The following is a 22,892-nucleotide window of genomic DNA, read 5'->3' as shown; positions in this document are numbered from 1 at the left end:
GCTCAGCGCCCCCGCAGCGTGCGGTAGGCGGTGACCAGGGCGGCGGTGGAGCTGTCGAGCTCTCCGGTGGAGGCCTTCCCGGTCAGGACGGGCTCGATCTTCTTGGCGAGGACCTTGCCGAGCTCGACGCCCCACTGGTCGAAGGAGTCGATGTTCCAGATGGCGCCCTGGACGAAGACCTTGTGCTCGTAGAGCGCGATGAGCTGGCCGAGGACCGAGGGGGTCAGCTTGTCGGCGAGGATCGTGGTCGTCGGGTGGTTGCCGCGGAACGTCTTGTGCGGGACGAGCTCCTCCGGTACGCCCTCCGCGCGGACCTCGTCGGGCGTCTTGCCGAAGGCGAGCGCCTGGGTCTGGGCGAAGAAGTTGGCCATCAGCAGGTCGTGCTGGGCGATCAGGCCGGGCAGCAGGTCGTGGACCGGGGCGGCGAAGCCGATGAAGTCCGCCGGGATCAGCTTGGTGCCCTGGTGGATCAACTGGTAGTACGCGTGCTGCCCGTTGGTGCCGGGGGTGCCCCAGACGACCGGTCCGGTCTGCCAGTCGACCGGGTCGCCCTCGCGGTCGACGGACTTGCCGTTGGACTCCATGTCGAGCTGCTGGAGGTAGGCGGTGAACTTCGACAGGTAGTGGCTGTAGGGCAGCACCGCGTGCGACTGGGCGTCGAAGAAGTTGCCGTACCAGACGCCGAGGAGGCCGAGGAGGAGCGGGGCGTTCTCCTCGGCGGGGGCGGTACGGAAGTGCTCGTCGACGAGGTGGAAGCCGTCGAGCATCTCGCGGAACCGGTCCGGGCCGATGGCGATCATCAGCGAGAGGCCGATCGCGGAGTCGTAGGAGTAGCGGCCGCCGACCCAGTCCCAGAACTCGAACATGTTGGCCGTGTCGATGCCGAACTCCTCGACCTTCTCCGCGTTGGTCGACAGCGCCACGAAGTGCTTCGCGACGGCGTCCTGACCGGCCCGCAGCTCGGTGAGGAGCCAGTCGCGGGCGGAGGTGGCGTTGGTGATCGTCTCGATCGTGGTGAACGTCTTCGAGGCGACGATGAACAGCGTCTCGGCGGGGTCCAGGTCGCGGACCGCCTCGTGGAGGTCGGCGCCGTCGACGTTGGAGACGAACCGGACGGTGAGGGAGCGGTCCGTGAAGGAGCGCAGCACCTCGTACGCCATGGCGGGGCCGAGGTCGGAGCCGCCGATGCCGATGTTGACGATGTTCTTGATCGGTTTGCCGGTGTGGCCGGTCCACTCCCCCGCCCGGACCTTGTCGGCGAAGGCGGCCATCTTGTCCAGGACGGCGTGCACGGCGGGCACGACGTTCTCGCCGTCGACCTCGATCACCGCTCCGCGCGGGGCGCGCAGCGCGGTGTGCAGGACGGCCCGGTCCTCGGTGGTGTTGATCTTCTCGCCGCGGAACATCGCGTCCCGCAGCTTCTCGACCCCGGTGGCGGCGGCGAGCTCGCGCAGCAGGCGCAGCGTCTCGTCGGTGACCAGGTGCTTGGAGTAGTCGAGGTGGAGGTCGCCGACCCGGAGGGTGTAGGCGGTGCCCCGGTCCGGCTGCTGCGCGAAGAGTTCGCGCAGCTGGGCCGCGCCGAACTCCTCACGGTGCTTGGCGAGAGCCGTCCACTCGGGGGTCTGGTTGAGCTTGGTTCGGCTTGCTGCGTTCATCCCGGATATCAGCCCACTTCTTCTTGTACGTCAGCATCCCCGCTGCCCCTCCAACCTAATTGATCGAGGAGGCGGGTGGCGCGGACGCGGGCCACGGCGCGGAAAAGCAGTCCGGCCGGACACCCGTGGGGTGTCCGGCCGGTGAACGACTGGGGTGGTCCGTGGAGCTGCGCGGAACGTCAGATCTCGCCGCGGAGCTTGGCCAGCGCCTCGGCGAGGATCGCCTCGCCGTCCTCGTCGCTGCGCCGCTCGCGTACGTACGCGAGGTGCGTCTTGTACGGCTCGGTGCGGGGCGGGTCCGGGGGGCTGTCCTTGTCCTGGCCGGCCGGGAAGCCGCAGCGCGGGCAGTCCCAGGTGTCCGGCACCTGCGCGTCATGGGCGAAGCTCGGCTGCGTCTCGTGCCCGTTCGAGCACCAGAAGGAGATGCGGAGGCGCGGCGCGGACTCGCCCCGCTCGGCCTCACCCATCGGCCCCGCTCCGACCCGGCTTCCCCGGATCGCGTTGCCACTTGCCACGGTCGTAACTCCCTGCCTGATGGTGCTCGACGAAGCCCCAGTCTACGTAAGGCCCAACGCGCGTCCAGTGAAAGGAGTTACACCTTCACCGGCAATCGCGGGCGTCGGGTCAGTCGCCCAGCTTGACCAGCAGACCGAGGACGACGACGCACGCGAACCAGACCAGGCCCACCACGACGGTGATGCGGTCGAGGTTACGTTCGGCGACGGAGGAGCCACCGACGGACGACTGCATTCCGCCACCGAACATGTCGGAGAGGCCGCCGCCCTTGCCCTTGTGCATGAGCACCAGCAGCATCAGCAGCAGGCTGAAGACGATCAGAGCGATCTGGAACGCCATAACCACGGCTGGTCCCTACTTTCAGAATTCTCGACTACTGCCTGTACGTACAGCGGGGGCCGGAGGGTGACAACCCCCTCGGCCCCCGCAAGGGTACGACGGATCCGCGCTACCGCATACTCACTGGTCGCGGAAGCGGACGATCTTGACGAACTCGTCGGCGTCCAGCGCGGCGCCGCCGATCAGGGCGCCGTCCACGTCGGGCTGCGCCATGATGGCCGCCACGTTGCCGGACTTCACCGAGCCGCCGTACTGGATGCGGACGGCGTCGGCCAGCTCCGGCGAGTACAGCTCGGCCAGCCGGCGGCGGATCGCACCGCAGACCTCCTGGGCGTCCTCGGGGGTGGCGACCTCGCCGGTCCCGATCGCCCAGACCGGCTCGTAGGCGATGACGATGGACTCGGCCTGCTCGGCCGGGATGTCCTTCAGGGCGCCGTCGAGCTGCGCGAGGGTGTAGGAGACCTGGTCACCGGCCTTGCGGATGTCCAGGCCCTCGCCGACGCAGAGGATCGGGGTCAGCCCGTGCTTGTAGGCGGCCTTCACCTTGGCGTTGCAGATCTCGTCGCTCTCGCCGTGGTACTGGCGGCGCTCGCTGTGGCCGACGGCCACGTAGGTGCAGCGCAGCTTGGCGAGCATGGCGCCGGAGATCTCACCGGTGTACGCACCGGAGTCGTGCGCCGAGATGTCCTGGGCGCCGTACTTGATCTTCAGCTTGTCGCCGTCCACCAGGGTCTGCACGGAGCGCAGGTCGGTGAAGGGCGGCAGGACGGCGACCTCGACGGCGTCGTAGTCCTTGTCGGCCAGGGCGAAGGAGAGCTTCTGGACGTGGGCGATGGCCTCGAGGTGGTTGAGGTTCATCTTCCAGTTGCCCGCCATCAGCGGGGTGCGGGTGGTCATTGAGGTTCAGTCCTCCAGTGCGGCGAGGCCGGGAAGCGTCTTGCCCTCGAGGTATTCGAGGCTGGCGCCGCCACCGGTCGAAATATGTCCGAAAGCATTCTCGTCGAAGCCCAGGATGCGGACGGCCGCGGCGGAGTCGCCACCGCCGACGACGCTGAGGGCCGGGGAGTCGACGAGCGCCTGGGCGACCGCGCGGGTGCCGTCGGCGAAGTCGGGGTGCTCGAAGACGCCCATGGGGCCGTTCCAGAAGACGGTGGCCGCGTCGGCGAGCTTCGACGCGTAGAGCTTGTTGGTCTCCGGCCCGTTGTCCAGACCCATCTGACCGGCCGGAATGGCGTCGGCGGCGACGGTGGTGGCGTCGGCCGGGGCCTTGGTCTTCAGGTCGGGGAAGGCGGGGGCGACGACGACGTCGACCGGGAGGACGAACTCCACGCCCTTCTCCTCCGCGCGCCGCAGGTACTCCCGCACGGCGGGGATCTGGTCCTCCTGGAGCAGCGAGCTGCCGACCTCGTGGCCCTGGGCCTTGAGGAAGGTGTACGCCATGCCGCCGCCGATGAGGATGCGGTCGGCCCGCTCCAGCAGGTGGTCGATGACGCCGAGCTTGTCGGAGACCTTGGCCCCGCCGAGAACGACGGCGTACGGGCGCTTGACGTCGGTGGTGAGCTTCTTCAGCACGCCGACCTCGGTGGCGATGAGGTAGCCCGCGTAGTGCGGCAGCCGGGCCGGGAGGTCGTAGACCGAGGCGTGCTTGCGGTGTACGGCACCGAAGCCGTCGCCCACGTACACGTCGGCGAGCTCGGCGAGCTGGTCGGCGAAGGCGCCGCGCTCGGCGTCGTCCTTGGAGGTCTCACCGGCGTTGAAGCGGAGGTTCTCGACGACGGCGACCTGGCCGTCGGTGAGGCCCGCGACGGTGGAGCGGGCGGAGTCGCCGACGGTGTCGGTCGCGAAGGCGACGTCGGCACCGAGGAGTTCACCGAGGCGCGCGGCGGCGGGCGCCAGCGAGAACGCCGGGTCCGGGGCGCCCTTGGGGCGGCCGAGGTGCGAGGCGACGACGACGCGCGCGCCGGCCTCGGCGAGCTTGGAGACCGTCGGCAGGACGGCGCGGATCCGGCCGTCGTCGGTGATGGTGGTGCCGTCCAGCGGCACGTTGAGGTCGGCGCGGACGAATACCCGCCTGCCGGCGACCCCTTCGGTGAGAAGTTCGTCGATCGTCTTCATCTGTTCCGTTTACTCCTTGGGAGGACCGATGAGCATGCTAAGGGGCTCGGCCTGCGCGTCGTTGCGCCGACCGAGCCCCTTCACTCACATCGTTGTGCCTGCCGACCCGAGGGTCAGAGCTGCTCGCCGACGAAGACCGTGAGGTCGACGAGACGGTTGGAGTAGCCCCACTCGTTGTCGTACCAGCCGAGGATCTTCACCGTGTTCCCCTCCTGGACCATGGTCAGGGAGGAGTCGAAGGTGCAGGACGACGGGTCGCCGACGATGTCCGAGGAGACGATCGGGTCCTCGGTGTACGTCAGGAAGCCCTTGAGGTCGCCGTCGTCGGAGGCCTTCTTGAACGCGGCGTTGACCTCGTCCTTGGTGACCTCGCGGTCCAGGGTGACGACGAGGTCGGTGGCGGAGCCGGTCGGGACCGGGACGCGCATCGCAATGCCGTCGAGCTTGCCCTTGAGCTGCGGGAGGACCAGGGCGGTGGCCTTGGCGGCGCCGGTCGTCGTCGGGATGATGTTCTCGGCGGCGGCGCGGGCGCGGCGCAGGTCCGAGTGCGGGAAGTCCAGGATGCGCTGGTCGTTGGTGTACGCGTGGACCGTCGTCATCAGGCCCTTGACGATGCCGAAGTTCTCGTCGAGAACCTTGGCCATCGGCGCCACACAGTTGGTGGTGCAGGAGGCGTTGGAGATGACGTGGTGGTTGGCCGCGTCGTACTTGTCCTGGTTGACGCCCATCACGATGGTGATGTCCTCGTCCTTGGCCGGAGCCGAGATGAGGACCTTCTTGGCGCCACCGGCGATGTGCTTCTCCGCGTCGGCCTTCTTGGTGAAGATGCCGGTCGACTCGATGACGATGTCGACGCCCAGCTCACCCCAGGGGATGTCGGCCGGGTTGCGCTCGGAGAGCACCTTGATGGTGTGACCGTCGACCGTGATGGTGTCGGCGGTGTGGCTGACCTCTGCCTTGAGACGACCCAGGATGGTGTCGTACTTCAGCAGGTGAGCCGTGGTCGCAGTGTCACCCAGGTCGTTGACAGCCACGATCTCGATGTCCGCACCCTGCTCCAGCAGCGCGCGGAAGTAGTTACGACCGATGCGGCCAAAGCCGTTGATGCCTACGCGGATCGTCACGAACCGATCTCCTCGTATAGGTACGCCGGTTTTCGACGCCGGCGAGTTGTATAGGGATGTCCCCGACCGCCTCCGACCCTACCCCTCCTAGGGCTCCGGGGTGACATCGAGAGGGGCCGTACGCGCCACCGGGATACGCCGGGAGGCCCGTACTCCCCAGTAGGGTCACGGGCCTCCGTTCACGCTTCAGGACCTTGGTCCCGGTGCGGACCGGGACGTTGGTCCCGGGCCGCCGCTCGGCTCAGCCGACCAGGCCGTCCGCCAGCTCCTCGCTGAGCGTGGCCTCCGTGCCGGGGATGCCGAGGTCCTGGGCGCGCTTGTCGGCCATGGCCAGCAGGCGGCGGATCCGGCCGGCGACCGCGTCCTTCGTCAGCGGCGGTTCGGCGAGCGCTCCCAGCTCCTCCAGCGAGGCCTGCTTGTGCTCCATGCGGAGCCGGCCGGCCGCCGCGAGGTGCTCGGGGACCTCCTCGCCGAGGATCTCCAGCGCGCGCCCCACCCGGGCCCCGGCGGCGACCGCCGCGCGGGCCGAGCGGCGCAGGTTCGCGTCATCGAAGTTGGCGAGGCGGTTGGCCGTGGCGCGGACCTCGCGCCGCATCCGGCGCTCCTCCCAGGCCAGCACCGACTCGTGGGCGCCGAGCCGGGTGAGCAGGGCGCCGATGGCGTCGCCGTCGCGGACGACGACCCGGTCCACGCCGCGCACCTCGCGGGCCTTGGCGGCGATGGAGAGCCGGCGGGCCGCGCCGACCAGGGCGAGGGCCGCCTCCGGTCCTGGGCAGGTGACCTCCAGCGAGGAGGAGCGGCCGGGCTCGGTGAGGGAGCCGTGCGCGAGGAACGCCCCGCGCCAGGCGGCCTCGGCGTCGCAGGTGGCCCCCGAGACCACCTGCGGCGGCAGCCCGCGGATGGGGCGGCCGCGGCCGTCCACCAGGCCGGTCTGGCGGGCCAGCTGGTCGCCGCCCGCCACCACCCGTACGACATAGCGCGAGCCGCGCCGCAGTCCGCCCGGGGCCATCACGATCAGCTCCGAGCTGTGCCCGAAGATCTCGAGGATGTCGCGCTTGAGCCGGCGCGCCGCCATCGCGGTGTCCAGCTCCGCCTCGATCACAATGCGGCCGCTCACCAGGTGCAGCCCGCCCGCGAACCGAAGAATCGCCGAGACCTCTGCCTTCCTGCAGCAGGTCCGGGTGACGGGAAGCCGAGAGATTTCGTCCTTCACCGCTGGCGTCATCGCCATGGGCCGATCCTTCCATGCATCCGAAAAATACGGTCGTACGCGGCGGCCAACAGCTCCTGATCATGGACCGGAACGCCGTCGGGCGATGCCACCGGCGCCAGCTCGACCGCCGCCCCGAGCCGCTTGGCGGCGTCGTCGAGCGATGCGCGGTCGGGCACGGCTGCCTCGTCGGCCAGCACCACGTCCAAGGCGAGTTTAGGGGCGTGTCGTCCCAAAACCTCCAAATGACGCTGCGGTGAGAACCCCTCGGTTTCACCGGGCTGTGGTGCGAGATTCAACGACAGCACCTTGCGGGCCTTCGTGGTGACCAGTGCGTCGAGCAGTTCCGGCACCAGGAGGTGCGGGATCACCGAGGAGAACCAGGAGCCCGGGCCGAGCACCACCCAGTCCGCGTCGAGGACCGCCTCGACGGCTTCCGGGACGGCCGGCGGGTCGGGCGGGACGACGTGCACGGACTGCACCTCGCCCGGGGTGAGCGCGACGGTGGCCTGGCCGCGCACGGTGACGATGGCGTCGGGCAGCTCCGGGTCATGGCCCTTGACCAGCGCCTGGAGCTCCAGCGGCACGGCGGACATGGGCAGCACCCGGCCCTGCGCGCCGAGCAGCTTGCCGACCAGGTCGAGGGCCTGGACGTGGTCGCCGAGCTGCTCCCAGAGGGCGACGATCAGCAGATTGCCGACCGCGTGCTCGTGGAGGTCGCCCTTGGACTCGAACCGGTGCTGGATGACCCGGGACCAGGTGCGGCCCCAGTCGTCGTCGCCGCAGAGCGCGGCGAGCGCCTTGCGCAGGTCGCCGGGGGGCAGGACGCCCAGCTCCTCGCGGAGCCGGCCGCTGGAGCCGCCGTCGTCGGCGACGGTGACCACGGCCGTGAGGTCGCCGGTGATCCGGCGCAGCGCCGCCAGGGACGCCGAGAGGCCCATGCCGCCGCCGAGGGCGACGACCTTGGGCTGTCCACCGCGTTTGCGGCCGGAGAGCGCCGAGGTGGCGCGGCTCAGCCGCCGCATCCGCAGATTGCGACCGGTCACTCGCGCCCCATGTCCCGGTGGACGAGGACGGTCTCGATACCTTCGGCGGCGAGGCGGGCGGAGAGCTTCTCCGACATGGCGACGGAGCGGTGCTTGCCGCCCGTGCAGCCCACGGCGATGGTCACGTACCGCTTGCCCTCGCGGCGGTAGCCGGCGGCGATCAGCTGGAGCAGCTCCGTGTACTGGTTGAGGAACTCCTTGGCGCCCGGCTGGTCGAAGACGTAGGCGGAGACCTCCTCGTTGAGGCCGGTGAAGGGACGCAGCTCCGGGACCCAGTGCGGGTTGGGCAGGAAGCGGCAGTCCACGACCAGGTCGGCGTCGACGGGCAGGCCGTACTTGTAGCCGAAGGACATCACCGTGGCGCGCAGCTCCGGCTCCGACTCGCCCGCGAACTGGGCGTCCATCTTGGCACGCAGCTCGTGCACGTTGAGGCTGGAGGTGTCGATGACCAGGTCGGCGTCGCCGCGCAGCTCGCGCAGCAGGTCGCGCTCGGCGGCGATGCCGTCGACGATGCGGCCGTCGCCCTGGAGCGGGTGCGGGCGGCGGACGGACTCGAAGCGGCGGACCAGGGCGTCGTCGGAGGACTCCAGGAAGACGATCCGCCGGGTGACGTGCTTGGCCTCCAGGTCGGCGAGGGATTCGCGGAGGTTGTCGAAGAAGCGCCGGCCGCGCACGTCGACGACGACGGCGATCCGCGCCACATTGCCCTGGGAGCGGGCGCCGAGCTCCACCATGGTGGGGATCAGCGCGGGCGGCAGGTTGTCGACGACGAACCAGCCGAGGTCCTCCAGACACTTGGCGGCGGTGCTGCGTCCGGCGCCGGACATGCCGGAGATGATCACCAGCTCGGGAATGGCCGGCGCCACTGCCTCGCCCGTCTCGTTCGTGGTGTTCGTACTCACGTCTGCTCCGTCTGCTCGGTCTGTTCGTTCGTGCTGCCGGTCGTCGGTGGGCGCGCTGTCGGCGTCGCCCCCGCCGTCGGCCCGGCGGGTGTGCTCGGTCATGACGTGCCCCCGTCGTCCTCTTCCATGATCTCTCCTGTGGCCGTGTTCACGGCAGGGGCCGCGGGGGCCGCCGAGGCGAGGGCTACCGCCACCGATTCGGCCGTCCTGCGCCCTATCCCGGGGACCTCGCAGATCTCCTCGATTGTCGCCTGCCGGAGCTTCTTCACGGAGCCGAAATGCTTGATCAGGGCCTGCTTGCGGGTCTCGCCCAGGCCCGCCACGTCGTCCAGGGGGCTCGTACGGATGCGCTTGGCCCGCTTGGCGCGCTGGTAGGTGATGGCGAAGCGGTGGGCCTCGTCCCGGACGCGCTGGAGGAGGTAGAGGCCCTCGCTGGATCGGGGCAGGACGACGGGGTCGTCGTCATCGGGGAGCCAGACCTCCTCCAGCCGCTTGGCCAGGCCGCAGACGGCGATGTCGTCGATGCCCAGCTCGTCCAGGGCGCGCTTGGCGGCGGCGACCTGGGGCTGCCCGCCGTCGACGACGACGAGCTGCGGCGGGTAGGCGAACCGCTTCGGCCGGCCGTCGTCCTCCCGGGGGTCGATCTCGTCGGCCGGGGAGGCGGCGGGGTGAGCGGGGACGGGGCCGGTGGGAGCGGGGACGGGGCCGGTGGCGGCTGGGTCGGTCGCCGAGGGGGGCTGTTCCCACTCCCCCATGCGCTCCTTCTCCTGGAGGTAGCGCTTGAAGCGGCGGCCGATCACCTCGTGCATCGAGCGGACGTCGTCCTGGCCCTCGAAGCCCTTGATCTGGAAGCGGCGGTACTCGCTCTTGCGGGCGAGGCCGTCCTCGAAGACCACCATGGAGGCCACCACGTCATCCCCCTGGAGGTGGGAGATGTCGTAGCACTCGATGCGCAGCGGGGCCGCGTCCAGGCCGAGCGCCTCGGCGATCTCCTCCAGGGCCCGGGAGCGGGTGGTGAGGTCGGAGGCGCGTTTGGTCTTGTGCAGGCCGAGCGCCTGCTGGGCGTTGCGCTGGACCGTCTCCATGAGGTCCTTCTTGTCGCCGCGCTGCGGAATGCGCAGGCTGACCTGGGAGCCCCGGCGCTCGGCGAGCCACTGGGAGACCGCTTCGGTGTCCTCGGGCAGGGCGGGGACCAGGACCTCCTTGGGGACGGCTTCGCCGCGCTCCTCCCCGTACAGCTGCTGGAGGGCGTGTTCGACGAGGCCGGCCGTGTCGACCGCCTCGACCTTGTCGGTGACCCAGCCGCGCTGGCCGCGCACCCGGCCGCCGCGCACGTGGAAGATCTGGAGGGCCGCCTCCAGCTCGTCCTCGGCGACGGCGATCAGGTCGGCGTCGGTGGCGTCCGCGAGGACGACGGCGCTCTTCTCCATGGCCCGCTTGAGGGCCACGGCGTCGTCCCGGAGGCGGGCGGCGCGCTCGTACTCCATCTCCTCGGCCGCCTGCGTCATCTCCTTTTCCAGGCGGCGGATGTAGGTGCCCGTGCGCCCGGCCATGAAGTCGCAGAAGTCCTCGGCCAGCTCGCGGTGCTCCTCGGGGGTGACCCGGCCGACGCAGGGGGCCGAGCACTTGTCGATGTAGCCGAGCAGGCAGGGGCGGCCGGTGCGGGCGGCGTTCTTGAAGACGCCGGCGGAGCAGGTGCGGACGGGGAAGACGCGGAGCATCAGGTCGACGGTCTCGCGGATCGCCCAGGCGTGCCCGTACGGACCGAAGTAGCGTACGCCCTTCTTCTTGGCGCCGCGCATCACCTGGACGCGGGGGAACTCCTCGTTCAGCGTGACGGCGAGGTAGGGATAGCTCTTGTCGTCCCGGTACTTGACGTTGAACCGGGGGTCGAACTCCTTGATCCAGGTGTACTCCAGCTGGAGCGCCTCGACCTCGGTGGAGACCACCGTCCACTCGACGGAGGCGGCGGTCGTGACCATCGAGCGCGTACGCGGGTGGAGATTGGCCAGGTCCTGGAAGTAGTTGGCCACGCGCTGGCGGAGGTTCTTGGCCTTCCCGACGTAGATCACCCGGCGGTGCTCGTCGCGGAACTTGTAGACCCCCGGGGAGTCGGGGATCTGCCCCGGGCTGGGGCGGTAGCTGGAGGGGTCTGCCATGGTTCACACCCTACTTGCGGGGTGTGACAGGACGTCGTCCTCCGGGTGACCGGTGCGCTCCGGGGCGCCGGGGGTGCCGGCGGCCCCGGAGCGCGGCTCCATGAACGGCCGTCCCGGGGCGTGCGTGCCCCGGAGCGATCCGATCAGGCGTCCGGCGCGGGGTTCTGCCGGGTGCGGACGCGGTGGCGTACGGCGGCGGCTCCGCCGAGCGCCAGGGCGAGCAGGGCCCCGGCTCCGGCCATCGTGGAGACGGTGGTCAGGGCGGTGTCCGGGGTGCCCGTACCCGCCGCGTCGGCGAGCGCGGAGCCGGGCGCCGGGGCCGGGCCCTCGGCGGCGGGGGCCTGGGCTTCGGTGCCTGCCGCCGCCCCGGGGCCGTAGCCTCCCGCCTTGCCGGACTTCGCGTAGCCGGAGCCGGGCAGCTTGTCGCCGTACGCCTCGTTCACCCGGGTCCGGTAGGCGTTCAGGGTGGTGCCCTTGGCGCCCACGGCCGCCGTCGCGTCCTCGTCCAGCGGGAGGACCCGGGAGGCGTCGTGGACGTACCAGGCGTCGATCTGCGGCTCCCGGAAGACCGTGCCGCCGGGGAGCGCGCGAGCCCCCCGCGCGGTGTAGTGGGCCTCGTCGTCACCGGTGGCGATGTTCACCACCTGCCACGCTCCGCTCGCGCCGGCCCAGGGGACGGTCCACAGGGAGGCCTTCTGGCCGTCGGAGGAGACGGCGGTGGCGGCGAGGTAGTCCAGGTTGCTGGGCGCGGCCCCCGGCTTCCCGGCGACGAACGCGGCCGAGAGCGTACGTACGGGGACGGTCTTCGCCTCGATGCGCGGGGCGGCCGCCGTACGCGCCACCGCGCCCTCCCGGGCGAAGAACCGGGACAGGGTGTCCAGGGTGGCCGGTGCGGAGGCGGCCTCGTGGGCGGCTTCGAGCGTGGCGGCGGTCAGCTTGGGCGGGGCGGGCGTCCCGTCGGCGGAGGCGACGGGTGCTGCGGCGAGCAGGGCGGTGGCGGCGAGTGCGGTGGTGACGGCGAGGCGCCGGGTGGTCGCGGTCATGTCCTCACGCCCCGATCCGGTAGAGCGAGTGGGTCCAGGAGAACTGGTTGTTGTTCACGTACCAGGAGTGCGAGGCCCAGTTGTAGCGGTCGCTGGAGGGCCACGGGTCGCCCCAGTAGACCCAGCTGTTGGCGTCGTCGTAGCCGTAGACGACGTGCATGTGGCCGCCGCCGGACGACCACTGGATGCGGGTCTCGATGGGCCGCTGGGCGGCTATCTCGGCCTGGACGGTCGGGTAGCGCAGCCAGCCGGTGACATAGCTGCCGGGCCGGACGCCGGTCCAGGACAGGCCGGTCTGGACGTTGCCGAGGGTGGCCTGCGAGTTGGGGCACTCGGTGTTCTGCGAGCGGTTGAAGGAGGCGTTGCAGAACTGGTTCTGGGAGTAGCTGCGGCCGAACCAGGCGGCGATGGTGTTGCCGCCGGCCGCCCAGCACCAGTTGGTCTTCTGCTGGGCCTGCATGGTGATGTTGAGGCGCTGGGCGGCGGCGACGGAGACACCGCTGTCCGACTGGGCCGCGGTGGCGGTGGCCGCGGGGACGGCGAGGAGGGCGGCGGCGAGAAGGGCCGTGAACGGCAGCCTTCGGCGACGGATTCTTCGGTTGCGCATGGCGTTCCTCCCAAGGCGGGGGGCGGGGATCGGAGGAGCGCGTCCGGACGCTGATGAGGAGCATCGAGCGTTGTCCGGAACAGGTCAACACGCTTCAATGCGGAGTGACATCACGGTGTGAACGGCGCGACGCCCGTGTGAACGGCGCAGCCCCGTCACCTGCTCCCCCGCATCCCCCGGGGGCGGTGTCCCCTCTCCCCCACGTGAACGTTCACCGGAGGCCCTTATGCGGCACACCGAGAGAGAACTGGCCCGGGTGCTGCACACCGGCCCCTTCCATCTGGCCCTGCGCACCGCCCTCTCCGTGCGCGGGCTGCCGCTGCACCGGGTGCAGCACCATCTGGCGCACCGGGGCGTCAAGCTCGGGGTGACCAGCCTGAGTTACTGGCAGCAGGGCGTACGGCGACCCCGTCGGCCGGAGTCCCTGCGGGCCGTCCGCGCACTGGAGGACGTGCTCGCGCTGCCGGACGACTCGCTGCTGCGGCTGCTGCGGGACCGGACGGAAGGGGCCGGCGGCGCGGACGGGGAGCGCCCGGCGGCGCGCTCGTACCGCTCGCTGCTGGAGTCCTCGGGGGCGGTGGAACGGCTGCTGGCGGCGATGGAGTCACCGGTGGACGGCGGACTGCACACGGTGGACCACCAGGAGCGGGTACGGATCGGGGCCCGGCGCGAGCTGGCGGGCCGGACCTCGCTCCATGTCGTACGGGCGCACCGGGACGGGGTCGACCGCTATCTGGCGGTCCACCGGGGCGATCCGGGGTGCGACCCGGCGCGGATCGCCGTACGGGCGGGAGAGAACTGCCGGACCGGGCGGGTGCGCTGGGACGCGGAGGCGGGGGTGCTGGTGGCGGAGCTGCTCTTCGACACCCGGCTGCGGTCGGGCGAGACGTACGTGTTCGGGTACGGCTTCGAGGACGGTACGGGCGGGGCGAGCGACGAGTACGTGCGCGGCTTCACCTTCGGCGGCGGGCAGTACGTGCTCCAGGTCGGCTTCGACGAGGGGGCGCTGCCGGTGCGGTGCCGCCGGTTCGAGCAGTCCTCGGCCGGTGCGGCACGGGCTGCCCGCAGGGACCTGACGCTGACCGGCCGGCACCGGACGGTGCATGTGGTGGAGGAGGGGGTGCGGCCGGGGCTCGTCGGCATCGACTGGGACTGGGCCTGACCGCCCGGTCCGCGTTACGGGAACGGGGTCGGGCGCCGGGGTCGTGCGGCGGGGTCAGGCGCTGGGGCCCGCGACGAGCTTTCCGCCCTCTGCGGTGACCGGGACGGCGGGCAGCGGCACGGTGGCCGGGCCCTGGACGACCTCGCCGGTGGTGGTGTCGAAGCGGCTGCCGTGGCAGGCGCAGTGGCCCTCGGTGCCTTCGAGCTTGCTCAGGACGCAGCCGCCGTGGGTGCACTGGGCGCTGAACGCCTTGTACTCGCCCTTCGCCGGGCAGCTCACGACGAGGCGCTGCTCGCGGTAGAGCTTGGCGCCGCCGACGGGCACCTCGGAGGCCTCGCCGAGCGCGACGGGGGCGGTGGGGGTGGGCGACTTGGCGTGGCCGAGCTTGGATTCGGTGGAGCAGGCGGCCGCTCCCAGCCCGGCGGCACCGGCGAGCGCGGCGCCCTTCAGCACGGTACGGCGGGCGGCGGGCAGGCCGGGCATGCGGACTCCACGGATCGTTGTTCGGGGTGGGGCGGGTGTCGCCGGGAAGCGGCGAAAGCTGTTGCCGCCGGTGACGGAACCGACGATACCGGCGGGGAACGGACGGCCTGCGGCCGGGCCCGGTCACGGCGGTGGCTCCCGGTCATGGCTGTGGCCCCCTCCTGGGCGGGAGGGGGCCACAGCCGTCGGCTCTCAGGCCTTGCGGGCGCGCGTCGCCTTCTTGGCGGCGGCGGTGGTGGCCTTGGTGGCGGTGGCTTTCTTCGCCGTCGCCTTTTTGGCCGCCGTGGCCTTGGTGGCGGTGGCCTTCTTCGCACCGGCCGCCGTGGCCTTCTTCGCCGTGGTGGTCTTGCGGGCGGCGGTCTTACGAGCCGTCCCGCGTCCCGACGGCACCGCGGCCTCACTGATCCGGTCCGCGTCCAGGATTCCCTGGAGGAACTTCCCGGTGTGGCTGGCGGGGACCGAGGCGACCTCCTCGGGCGTGCCCTCGGCGACGACCAGTCCGCCGCCGTTGCCGCCTTCGGGGCCCATGTCGATGACCCAGTCGGCGGTCTTGATGACGTCCAGGTTGTGCTCGATGACGATCACCGAGTTGCCCTTGTCGACCAGGCCGGAGAGGACCGTGATCAGCTTGCTGATGTCCTCGAAGTGGAGACCGGTGGTCGGCTCGTCCAGGACGTAGACCGTGCGGCCGGTGGAACGCTTCTGGAGCTCGCTCGCCAGCTTGACGCGCTGCGCCTCACCGCCGGAGAGGGTCGGCGCGGACTGGCCGAGCCGGACGTACCCCAGACCCACGTCGTTCAGCGTACGGAGGTGGCGGGCGATCGCCGGGACGGCCTCGAAGAACTCCAGGCCCTCCTCGATCGGCATGTCCAGCACCTCGGCGATGGACTTGCCCTTGTAGTGGACCTCCAGGGTCTCCCGGTTGTAGCGCGCACCGTGGCAGACCTCGCACGGGACGTACACATCGGGCAGGAAGTTCATCTCGATCTTGATCGTGCCGTCGCCGGAGCAGTTCTCGCAGCGGCCGCCCTTGACGTTGAAGGAGAAGCGGCCCGGCAGATAGCCGCGCACCTTCGCCTCCATCGTCTCCGCGAACAGCCTGCGGACGTGGTCGAAGACCCCGGTGTACGTCGCCGGGTTGGACCGGGGCGTCCGGCCGATCGGCGACTGGTCGACGTGGACCACCTTGTCGACGAGGTCGTCGCCGTCGACCCGGGTGTGGCGGCCGGGAACCGACTTGGCGCCGTTCAGCTCGCGGGCCAGGTGGGTGTAGAGGATGTCGTTGACCAGGGTCGACTTCCCGGACCCGGAGACGCCGGTGACAGCGGTGAGCACGCCGAGCGGGAAGGAGACGTCGATGTCGTGCAGGTTGTTCTCGCGGGCGCCGTGCACCGTGAGGCTGCGGGAGGGGTCGACCGGGCGGCGGACGTCCGGCGTCGGGATGGCCCGCTTGCCGGACAGATACTGGCCGGTGATCGACTCCTTGTTGGTCAGCAGCTCCTTGAGCGAGCCGGAGTGGACGACCTTGCCGCCGTGCTCACCGGCGCCGGGGCCGATGTCGACGACCCAGTCCGCGACCTTGATGGTGTCCTCGTCGTGCTCGACGACGATGAGCGTGTTGCCCATGTCGCGGAGCCGGACCAGGGTCTCGATCAGACGGTGGTTGTCGCGCTGGTGCAGCCCGATGGACGGCTCGTCCAGGACGTACAGCACGCCGACCAGGCCGGAGCCGATCTGGGTGGCGAGCCGGATGCGCTGGGCCTCGCCGCCGGAGAGCGTGCCGGCCGCGCGGTTCAGCGAGAGGTAGTCCAGGCCGACGTCGACCAGGAACTTCAGCCGCTCGTTGACCTCCTTGAGGACCCGCTCGGCGATCTTCTTGTCGCGGGCGTTCAGCTTGAGGCGGCCCAGGAACTCGGCGCACTCGCTGATCGACATCGCGGCGACCTCGGCGATGGACCGCTCCATCACCGTCACCGCGAGGACGATCGGCTTGAGCCGGGTGCCCTCACAGGTGGGGCAGGGCACCTCGCGCATGTAGCCCTCGAAGCGCTCCCGGCTGGAGTCGCTCTCGGCCTCGGTGTGGCGCCGCTTGACGAACTGGACCGCGCCTTCGAAGGCGGGGGTGGTGTAGGCGCGCTCGCGCCCGTACCGGTTGCGGTAGCGGACCTCGGTCTGGATCTTGTGGCCGTACAGCAGGGCCTTCTTGGCGCGCTGCGGCAGTCCGGCCCAGGGGATGTCCGTGCGGAAGCCGAGCGCCTTGGCCAGCGCGCCGATCAGCCGGCCGAAGTACTCCTTGGTGTGGCCGTGCGACCACGGGTGGATGGCGCCCTCGTCGAGCGACTTCTCCTCGTCCGGAACGATCAGCTCCGGGTCGACCTCCATCCGCGTACCGATGCCCGTGCAGTCGGGGCAGGCGCCGAAGGGCGAGTTGAAGGAGAAGGAGCGCGGCTCCAGCTCCTCGAAGGAGAGGTCGTCGTACGCGCAGTAGAGGTGCTCCGAATACATGCGCTCGCGCTCGGGGTCGTCCTCGGGGAGGTCGACGAAGTCAAGGACGACCATGCCGCCGGAGAGGCCGAGCGCGGTCTCCACCGAGTCGGTGAGCCGGCGCTTGGCGCTGTCCTTGACGGTGAGACGGTCGATGACCACCTCGATGGTGTGCTTCTCCTGCTTCTTGAGCGTGGGCGGCTCGGAGAGCTGGATGGTGGTGCCGTCGACCCGGGCGCGGCTGTACCCCTTGGTCTGGAGGTCGGCGAAGAGGTCGACGAACTCGCCCTTGCGCTCGCGCACGAGCGGCGAGAGCACCTGGAAGCGGCTGCCCTCGGGCAGGCCGAGGACCTTGTCCACGATGGCCTGCGGCGACTGGCGGGCGATGGGGCGCCCGCACTCGGGGCAGTGCGGCTTGCCGATCCGGGCGAAGAGCAGGCGGAGGTAGTCGTAGACCTCCGTGATGGTGCCGACCGTCGAGCGCGGGTTGCGCGAGGTCGACTTCTGGTCGATGGAGACGGCTGGGGAGAGGCCCTCGATGAAATCGACGTCCGGCTTGTCCATCTGGCCGAGGAACTGCCGGGCGTACGAGGAGAGGGACTCCACATAGCGCCGCTGGCCCTCGGCGAAGATCGTGTCGAACGCGAGGGACGACTTGCCCGACCCGGAGAGCCCGGTGAAGACGATGAGGGAGTCACGGGGGAGATCGAGCGAGACGTTCTTCAGGTTGTGCTCGCGCGCGCCACGGACGATGAGACGGTCGGCCACGCCGGTCCGCACCTTTCTAGAGAGAAACGGGGGGAACTGAGCCCCCGTTCCAGGTTATGGGGGGCGCCACAGCGATGTGGGAAGCTTTGTCTCCTCCGAGCGTATAGCACGCACATTCGATTTATGGTCGCGCTCGGACACCTTCACCCGAATGGGTGGCGGAGCTAGGCTCGGCCGCATGATGGATCATGCGCACGACCTGGGAGCTGTACGCGAAGCGACCGACCGGCTGCTCAGCGAAGCGGGCAAGTGGGACAACGCCGCACTCGCCGAGCCGTCACGGCTGCCCGGATGGAGTCGGGGCCATGTCCTGACCCACTTGTCACGTAACGCCGACGCGCTCGGAAATGTTCTCCGGGGCCTGCCGATGTACGCGAGCAGCGAAATGAGGGACGCCGACATCGCGGCCGGCGCCTCGCGCCCCGTGGACGAGCAGCTGGCCGATTTCCGGGAGAGCGCGGACCGCTTGCAGGCGGTGGCGGACGAACCGGCCGACTGGTCCCGTACGGTCACCCTGCGCAACGGCGTGACGGATTCCGCGTCCCGGGTCCCCTTCCGCCGGCTGATCGAGCTGGAGATCCACCACGTCGACCTGGACGCGGGCTACGAGCTGGAGGACCTGCCGGAGGGCTTCACCGAGCGGGAGATCGTCTTCCTCACCGACCGCTTCAGCGGCCACCCGGACGTTCCCGCCACCACGGTGACCGCCGAGGACGGCCGCACCTGGACCACGGGCGGCGGGTCGTACGGTCCGGCCGTGTCCGTACGGGGTACGGGGGCCGACCTCCTCGGCTGGCTGGCCGGCCGCCGCGACGGCTCGGCACTGACCGTGACCGGGGGCGCGCTGCCGACGCTGCCTCCGCTGTAGCGGCTGTCCGGACTCCGTCCCCGCGTACGTCACACGGATTAGGGTGATCCGTATGACGTACAGCGGAGCGGTGAAGGTCGGCGGACCGGCGAGCGTGCACGAACTGACGGATCTGATGATCTCCAAGGTCGCCGTCGGCGCGATGAACAACAACGCTTATCTGCTGCGCTGCCGGGCCACCGGCGAGCAGCTCCTGATCGACGCGGCGGCCGAGCCCGCCACCCTGCTGGCGCTGATCGGTGACGACTCCATCGCGTCCGTCGTCACCACCCACCGGCACGGCGACCACTGGCAGGCGCTGGCCGAGGTGGTGGCGGCCACCGGGGCCCGGACGTACGCCGGCCGGTACGACGCCGAGGGCATCCCGGTCGCCACGGACGTGCCCGTGGAGGACGGCGACACGATCACGGTGGGCCGGGTCGCGCTGACCGCCCGCCACCTGGTCGGCCACACGCCCGGCTCCATCGCGCTGGTCTACGACGACCCGCACGGGGCCCCGCACCTGTTCACCGGGGACTGCCTCTTCCCCGGTGGGGTCGGCAACACGCACAAGGACCCCGAGGCGTTCGCGAGCCTGCTGCACGACGTCGAGACGAAGCTGTTCGACCGGCTGCCGGACGAGACCTGGGTCTACCCGGGCCACGGCAACGACACGACCCTCGGCGACGAGCGTCCGCACCTGCCGCAGTGGCGGGCGCGCGGCTGGTAGCCGACGGAACCCTTGCGCTGCGGGCTGTGTCAGACCCGCACACCAGGGTCCGGAATGACCTTCACCGTGCCCGAGGCGACCCGCGTCGATCTGGACCTCGACGGGCGCCGGGCCGCGAGGCCCTGGTCGCGGGGCCCTGGTCGCGGGGCTGGGCGCGTCCGCGCGCTATCCGGGCGACGCGATCCGCTCGTACGACGACGGCTGGGGGCCGGCCGTCCGTCCGGAGGACATGGTCGCCTCGCAGCGGCTGCTCCAGGGCGATCACTGGGGCGACTGGCCGGCCACGGAGTGCCCGGCCCTCCTCGTCCACGGTGTCCGCAGCGACACCCTCTCCCCCGGGCACGCCCAGGCCTCTGACGACAAGCCTCCGACGGCACACACGCACAGCGGCCGGGGCGGACGGCTTGCGCCGTTCCAGCCCCGGCCGCTGCCGGTGAGGTCCCTGTGCCGCCGTGGGCGGCCCGGGGTCAGCTGCTGACGCTCTCCGTCTGCTCGTCGGACGCGTCGATGCCCTTCGCCTTGGCCGCCGCCTCGGCCTCGGCCGCCTCCTGCTTCTTGTTGGCGATCAGGCTGGTGATCGTGGTGACCACCAGGACGCCGCAGATGACGGTGAGGGAGAACGGGATGGAGATCTCGGGCACGTGCACCCCGGACTCGTGCAGGGCGTGCAGCACCAGCTTGACGCCGATGAAGCCGAGGATCACCGACAGGCCGTAGCTGAGGTGGACCAGCTTCTTCAGCAGACCGCCGATGAGGAAGTACAGCTGCCGCAGGCCCATCAGCGCGAACGCGTTGGCCGTGAAGACGATGTACGGGTCCTGGGTCAGGCCGAAGATCGCCGGGATCGAGTCCAGCGCGAACAGGACGTCGGTGGTGCCGATGGCGAGCATGACCACCATCAGCGGCGTCATGACGCGCTTGCCGTGCTTCTGGATGAAGAGCTTCGTGCCGTGGTACTGGTCGGAGACGCCGAAGCGCTTCTCGATCGACTTGAGGAGACGGTTCTCCTCGAACTCCTCTTCCTCCTCACCGGCCCGGGCTTCCTGGATGAGCTTCCAGGCGGTGTAGATCAGGAACGCGCCGAAGATGTAGAACACCCACGAGAAGTTCGCGATCACGGCGGCACCGGCGGCGATGAAGATCGCCCGGAGCACCAGGGCGATGAGCACACCGATGAGCAGCACGCGCTGCTGGAGGTGCGAGGGCACCGAGAACTTCGCCATGATCAGGACGAAGACGAAGAGGTTGTCGACGCTCAGCGACTTCTCGGTGATGAATCCGGCGAAGAACTCTCCGGATGCCTGGCTGCTGCCGAACACCAGCAGGCCGAGTCCGAAGAGGACGGCCAGGGCGATCCAGACGATCGTCCAGATTCCGGCTTCCTTGGTCGACACGTCATGGGGCTTGCGCCCGATGAAGAAGTCGACGGCGATCAGGGCTGACAGACCAATGATGGTCACAGCCCAAAGGGTCCATGAAACGTCCACTGCGCCTCCGGCAGTTCGCTACGGCTACTGATCAGCGTCGTCGCTGCCGGAGGTCTCTTCCACCCTGGCACACGGGATGCGTGCCGGGCCGACGCCCCGGGACCGGTCACGGTCCGTACTGACGGGAACGTCGCGTAAGGAGTACTCCCCTCCGTGCACCGAACAGTACAGGCACCACCAAGGAAAGGTAAAGAAAAAGGTAAAGAGTTCACCAAATTTGCAGGTCAGGGCCGGTGGAAAGATCAGCGGCCGGCAGCTCTGCGGGCGGCCGTGACCGCCGCGAGGACCTGTTCCAGGACACGGCTGCCCGGTGGCGTCACCGGCGGCTCATAGGTCCAGGCGTGACCGACCCAGGGGTCGGCGAGGTGGTTGTCGGCGACCGGGGTGATCCGCAGCAGCGAACGCCACAGGGGGTCGAGCACCGGTCCGTACGCACTCGCATCTTCGCGGTCCGCCACCATCAGCAGATGCACGCCGACCGCGGGGCCCTCGTCGGCGAGGTAGCGGAGCTGGGTGACGGCCCGGTCGTCGAAGCCGTGCGGGAAGTCGTTGACCACCAGGAGCTGCTCACCGGTGTCCAGGTCGGGCGGGAGCGAGTCGGCAGCCCCGGCCCGCACCGCCATCTGCACCAGGTCCACGCGGCGGGTGAGGTGGGCGAGGACCGAGGCAACCCCCTGGGGTCCGGCGGCCGGCGGCCCGGCGAGGACGCACGCGTCGACCAGCGGCGCCAGCGGCCCCGCCGCCGAACCCGCCGGGTCGATGACGTGCACCGAGAACTCGCCGGGCGGGTAGACCGCGAGCAGCCGGGCGGCGTGCAGGACGGCGGTCTCCATCGCCAGGCGGCGCAGCCGGTCGCTGTCCAGGAGGGCGGCCGCCTCGGAGGCCGTACGCCCGCTGTCGACCCATATCCCCCGCTCCAGCGGCAGCCGGACGAGCAGCGGGATGCGCAGGCCGGTGCGCTCGGGCAGATGGAGGTCACCGAGGCGCAGGGCCATCGGCAGCTCCATCGGGATGCGGTGGGCGTGCCAGACGGGGTTGTCCCAGCCGGCGTACGCGGCGGGGAGCGCGGGTTCGACGACGGCGGCTTCGGCCGCCAGCTGGGCGAGGTCGCGGTCGAGGACCTCGCGGGCCCGGGCGGTCAGCTCGTCGCGCTTGGCGCGGGCCTCCTCGCGGGCGCGGTCGCCCGCGCCGCCGATCCGGTTGCGCGGGTCGGACAGGGACCGGTCGAGCTCCTGGTCCATCCGTGACTCGGCGAAGTCCACCGCGCTGCGGTAGGCCGCGGCGGCCCGTGCCAGGTCCTCGAACATGCCCCAGATCTGGTTGTAGAGCCGCTCGTCCATCGACCAGCCGGTGGCGTCCCCGGCGACCGGCTGCGCGGCCTGCCCGGGCTGGGCGGGGGGCGCGGTGGGCGGCGGCGTCGGCGGGGCGGCGTGCTGCCGGCGCGGGTGCGCGTAGTTGATGGGGCCGCCTGGGGTGGGGGCGGAGGCTGTGCCGGGTTCGGCCGTCGGTTGTACGGGGCTGGCTGCCGGGGGCTGCGGGGGCACGGCGGGCGCGGGGCCGGGGTCCGACGGGCCGGAGGCCTGCCGTACGCGGTCGCCTTCGGGCGTGCGGGGCGGCGGCGGGGCCACCGAGCGGGCCAGGGACCGGGCGACCGCTTCCTGGATGGACGCGGCCAGCTCCGCGGCCCCGGCCAGGCCTTGGTCGGCGAGCATCTCGGCCAGCCCGGCCGCGTACCCCTGGCCGACGGCCCGGACCTTCCAGGCGCCCTGGCGGCGGTAGAGCTCCAGAGCGCTGACCGCCGACTCGGCGTCCAGGCCGGTGAGGGTGAAGGTGGCGATCTCGGTGCCGTCGAGCCCGGTGACGGCGACGAAGGGCGCGGCGGTGGTGCCGAAGCGGGTCGGGCCGCCCACCCCCACCGGGAGGGCGAGCAGCACGGTGACCCGGTGCACCGTCTCGGGCAGGGCCTCCAGGTCGACGGCGAGGCGGTGGCCGGCCGCGGCCTGCTGGGAGACTTCGAGGCCGGGGAGCTGGGGCGAGCCGGGGTGGGCGATCCACTCGGCGCCGCGCACCACGCCGTTCTCGTCGCCGAGGGTGGCGCCGGCCACGACGGGCGAGCCCGCCGACACCCGGATCTCCAGACGGGTCTGGGGCAAGGTGTGGTTCTGCCCCCGGACCAGTTCGGCCGTCATTGCGCTGTCCCCCTCGACGATGTGTT

19 protein-coding genes are annotated in these 22,892 nt (G+C 70.9%); 3 read left to right on the top strand and 16 right to left on the bottom strand.

From position 1 onward, the window contains the following. Positions 1–2 precede the first annotated feature (2 nt). From pgi to IF17_RS0120475, 12 genes are all read right to left on the bottom strand, one after another. Entirely contained in the window at positions 3–1,655 is a 1,653-nt protein-coding gene (gene pgi / locus IF17_RS0120530) for a glucose-6-phosphate isomerase (protein WP_030568025.1), read from the bottom strand. Between the two features lie 179 nt (positions 1,656–1,834). Continuing rightward, a complete protein-coding gene (locus IF17_RS0120525) occupies positions 1,835–2,170 on the bottom strand; it encodes an RNA polymerase-binding protein RbpA (protein WP_073217477.1) in 336 nt (111 codons plus the stop codon). A gap of 109 nt (positions 2,171–2,279) precedes the next feature. Then, on the bottom strand, positions 2,280–2,510 hold the full coding sequence (secG, locus tag IF17_RS0120520; RefSeq protein WP_018512146.1) for a preprotein translocase subunit SecG: 231 nt from the start codon (positions 2,508–2,510) through the stop codon (positions 2,280–2,282). 120 nt (positions 2,511–2,630) lie between these two features. Further along, positions 2,631–3,407 (bottom strand): triose-phosphate isomerase, encoded by a 777-nt coding sequence (gene tpiA, locus IF17_RS0120515; RefSeq protein WP_030568023.1) that lies wholly within the window; start codon positions 3,405–3,407, stop codon positions 2,631–2,633. 6 nt (positions 3,408–3,413) lie between these two features. After that, entirely contained in the window at positions 3,414–4,625 is a 1,212-nt protein-coding gene (locus IF17_RS0120510; protein ID WP_030568021.1) for a phosphoglycerate kinase, read from the bottom strand. A gap of 113 nt (positions 4,626–4,738) precedes the next feature. Further along, on the bottom strand, positions 4,739–5,749 hold the full coding sequence (gene gap / locus IF17_RS0120505) for a type I glyceraldehyde-3-phosphate dehydrogenase (RefSeq protein WP_015607849.1): 1,011 nt from the start codon (positions 5,747–5,749) through the stop codon (positions 4,739–4,741). Positions 5,750–5,990: 241 nt separating this feature from the next. Beyond that, positions 5,991–6,980 carry a DNA-binding protein WhiA gene (gene whiA / locus IF17_RS0120500; protein ID WP_026241502.1) on the bottom strand — a complete coding sequence of 330 codons (990 nt, stop codon included), beginning with the start codon at positions 6,978–6,980 and terminating at the stop codon, positions 5,991–5,993. Next, on the bottom strand, positions 6,971–8,005 hold the full coding sequence (locus IF17_RS0120495) for a gluconeogenesis factor YvcK family protein (RefSeq protein ID WP_030568018.1): 1,035 nt from the start codon (positions 8,003–8,005) through the stop codon (positions 6,971–6,973). The genes whiA and IF17_RS0120495 overlap by 10 nt, the downstream gene beginning before the upstream one ends. Further along, positions 8,002–9,009, bottom strand: a complete 1,008-nt coding sequence (gene rapZ / locus IF17_RS0120490; RefSeq protein WP_237667026.1) for an RNase adapter RapZ — start codon at positions 9,007–9,009, stop codon at positions 8,002–8,004. Before rapZ ends, IF17_RS0120495 begins: the two co-directional genes overlap by 4 nt. Continuing rightward, positions 9,006–11,066 (bottom strand): excinuclease ABC subunit UvrC, encoded by a 2,061-nt coding sequence (gene uvrC / locus IF17_RS0120485; RefSeq protein WP_030568014.1) that lies wholly within the window; start codon positions 11,064–11,066, stop codon positions 9,006–9,008. Before uvrC ends, rapZ begins: the two co-directional genes overlap by 4 nt. Before the next feature lie 143 nt (positions 11,067–11,209). Next, the gene (locus IF17_RS0120480) at positions 11,210–12,109 is read right to left on the bottom strand and encodes a hypothetical protein (RefSeq protein WP_030568012.1); all 900 of its coding nucleotides are present in this window, start codon (positions 12,107–12,109) and stop codon (positions 11,210–11,212) included. 4 nt (positions 12,110–12,113) lie between these two features. Then, entirely contained in the window at positions 12,114–12,716 is a 603-nt protein-coding gene (locus IF17_RS0120475; protein WP_030568010.1) for a papain-like cysteine protease family protein, read from the bottom strand. 226 nt (positions 12,717–12,942) lie between these two features. Here IF17_RS0120475 and IF17_RS0120470 point away from each other — a divergent pair, with 226 nt between their 5' ends. Then, positions 12,943–13,878: a hypothetical protein gene (locus tag IF17_RS0120470; RefSeq protein ID WP_030568008.1), complete on the top strand. Its 936-nt coding sequence runs from the start codon at positions 12,943–12,945 to the stop codon at positions 13,876–13,878. A gap of 54 nt (positions 13,879–13,932) precedes the next feature. Here IF17_RS0120470 and IF17_RS0120465 read toward each other — a convergent pair whose 3' ends face one another. Both IF17_RS0120465 and uvrA read right to left on the bottom strand, forming a co-directional pair. Further along, positions 13,933–14,361, bottom strand: a complete 429-nt coding sequence (locus tag IF17_RS0120465; RefSeq protein ID WP_030568006.1) for a Rieske (2Fe-2S) protein — start codon at positions 14,359–14,361, stop codon at positions 13,933–13,935. Positions 14,362–14,553: 192 nt separating this feature from the next. Then, on the bottom strand, positions 14,554–17,613 hold the full coding sequence (uvrA, locus tag IF17_RS0120460; RefSeq protein WP_030568004.1) for an excinuclease ABC subunit UvrA: 3,060 nt from the start codon (positions 17,611–17,613) through the stop codon (positions 14,554–14,556). A 178-nt stretch (positions 17,614–17,791) separates the two neighbouring features. On the opposite strand from uvrA, the gene IF17_RS0120455 reads away from it, so the two are divergent. Together IF17_RS0120455 and IF17_RS0120450 are read left to right on the top strand one after the other, a co-directional pair. Further along, positions 17,792–18,481 carry a maleylpyruvate isomerase family mycothiol-dependent enzyme gene (locus IF17_RS0120455; RefSeq protein WP_030568002.1) on the top strand — a complete coding sequence of 230 codons (690 nt, stop codon included), beginning with the start codon at positions 17,792–17,794 and terminating at the stop codon, positions 18,479–18,481. 52 nt (positions 18,482–18,533) lie between these two features. Next, positions 18,534–19,190 carry an MBL fold metallo-hydrolase gene (locus IF17_RS0120450; RefSeq protein ID WP_030568000.1) on the top strand — a complete coding sequence of 219 codons (657 nt, stop codon included), beginning with the start codon at positions 18,534–18,536 and terminating at the stop codon, positions 19,188–19,190. A gap of 467 nt (positions 19,191–19,657) precedes the next feature. On the opposite strand, the gene IF17_RS0120440 is transcribed toward IF17_RS0120450, so the two are convergent. Both IF17_RS0120440 and IF17_RS0120435 read right to left on the bottom strand, forming a co-directional pair. Continuing rightward, a complete protein-coding gene (locus tag IF17_RS0120440; protein ID WP_030567996.1) occupies positions 19,658–20,677 on the bottom strand; it encodes a TerC family protein in 1,020 nt (339 codons plus the stop codon). A gap of 242 nt (positions 20,678–20,919) precedes the next feature. Continuing rightward, positions 20,920–22,866 (bottom strand): TerD family protein, encoded by a 1,947-nt coding sequence (locus IF17_RS0120435; protein WP_030567994.1) that lies wholly within the window; start codon positions 22,864–22,866, stop codon positions 20,920–20,922. Positions 22,867–22,892 lie beyond the last annotated feature (26 nt).

The organism is Streptomyces cyaneofuscatus, assembly GCF_000718135.1.
Taxonomy (GTDB): domain Bacteria; phylum Actinomycetota; class Actinomycetes; order Streptomycetales; family Streptomycetaceae; genus Streptomyces; species Streptomyces cyaneofuscatus.
The sequence above is the reverse complement of the archived record's forward strand: the minus strand, read 5'-3'. Positions and strand labels throughout refer to the sequence as shown.

Excerpts from the sequence above, each read along its gene's own strand:
- IF17_RS0120470 (WP_030568008.1), top strand. The coding sequence starts at position 12,943 with ATGCGGCACACCGAGAGAGAACTGGCCCGGGTGCTGCACACCGGCCCC.
- IF17_RS0120450 (WP_030568000.1), top strand. The coding sequence starts at position 18,534 with ATGACGTACAGCGGAGCGGTGAAGGTCGGCGGACCGGCGAGCGTGCAC.
- secG (WP_018512146.1), bottom strand. The coding sequence starts at position 2,510 with ATGGCGTTCCAGATCGCTCTGATCGTCTTCAGCCTGCTGCTGATGCTG.
- IF17_RS0120455 (WP_030568002.1), top strand. The coding sequence starts at position 17,792 with ATGATGGATCATGCGCACGACCTGGGAGCTGTACGCGAAGCGACCGAC.
- IF17_RS0120475 (WP_030568010.1), bottom strand. The coding sequence starts at position 12,716 with ATGCGCAACCGAAGAATCCGTCGCCGAAGGCTGCCGTTCACGGCCCTT.
- tpiA (WP_030568023.1), bottom strand. The coding sequence starts at position 3,407 with ATGACCACCCGCACCCCGCTGATGGCGGGCAACTGGAAGATGAACCTC.
- IF17_RS0120435 (WP_030567994.1), bottom strand. The coding sequence starts at position 22,866 with ATGACGGCCGAACTGGTCCGGGGGCAGAACCACACCTTGCCCCAGACC.
- IF17_RS0120480 (WP_030568012.1), bottom strand. The coding sequence starts at position 12,109 with ATGACCGCGACCACCCGGCGCCTCGCCGTCACCACCGCACTCGCCGCC.
- uvrC (WP_030568014.1), bottom strand. The coding sequence starts at position 11,066 with ATGGCAGACCCCTCCAGCTACCGCCCCAGCCCGGGGCAGATCCCCGAC.
- rapZ (WP_237667026.1), bottom strand. The coding sequence starts at position 9,009 with ATGACCGAGCACACCCGCCGGGCCGACGGCGGGGGCGACGCCGACAGC.
- whiA (WP_026241502.1), bottom strand. The coding sequence starts at position 6,980 with ATGGCGATGACGCCAGCGGTGAAGGACGAAATCTCTCGGCTTCCCGTC.
- IF17_RS0120510 (WP_030568021.1), bottom strand. The coding sequence starts at position 4,625 with ATGAAGACGATCGACGAACTTCTCACCGAAGGGGTCGCCGGCAGGCGG.
- IF17_RS0120465 (WP_030568006.1), bottom strand. The coding sequence starts at position 14,361 with ATGCCCGGCCTGCCCGCCGCCCGCCGTACCGTGCTGAAGGGCGCCGCG.
- pgi (WP_030568025.1), bottom strand. The coding sequence starts at position 1,655 with ATGAACGCAGCAAGCCGAACCAAGCTCAACCAGACCCCCGAGTGGACG.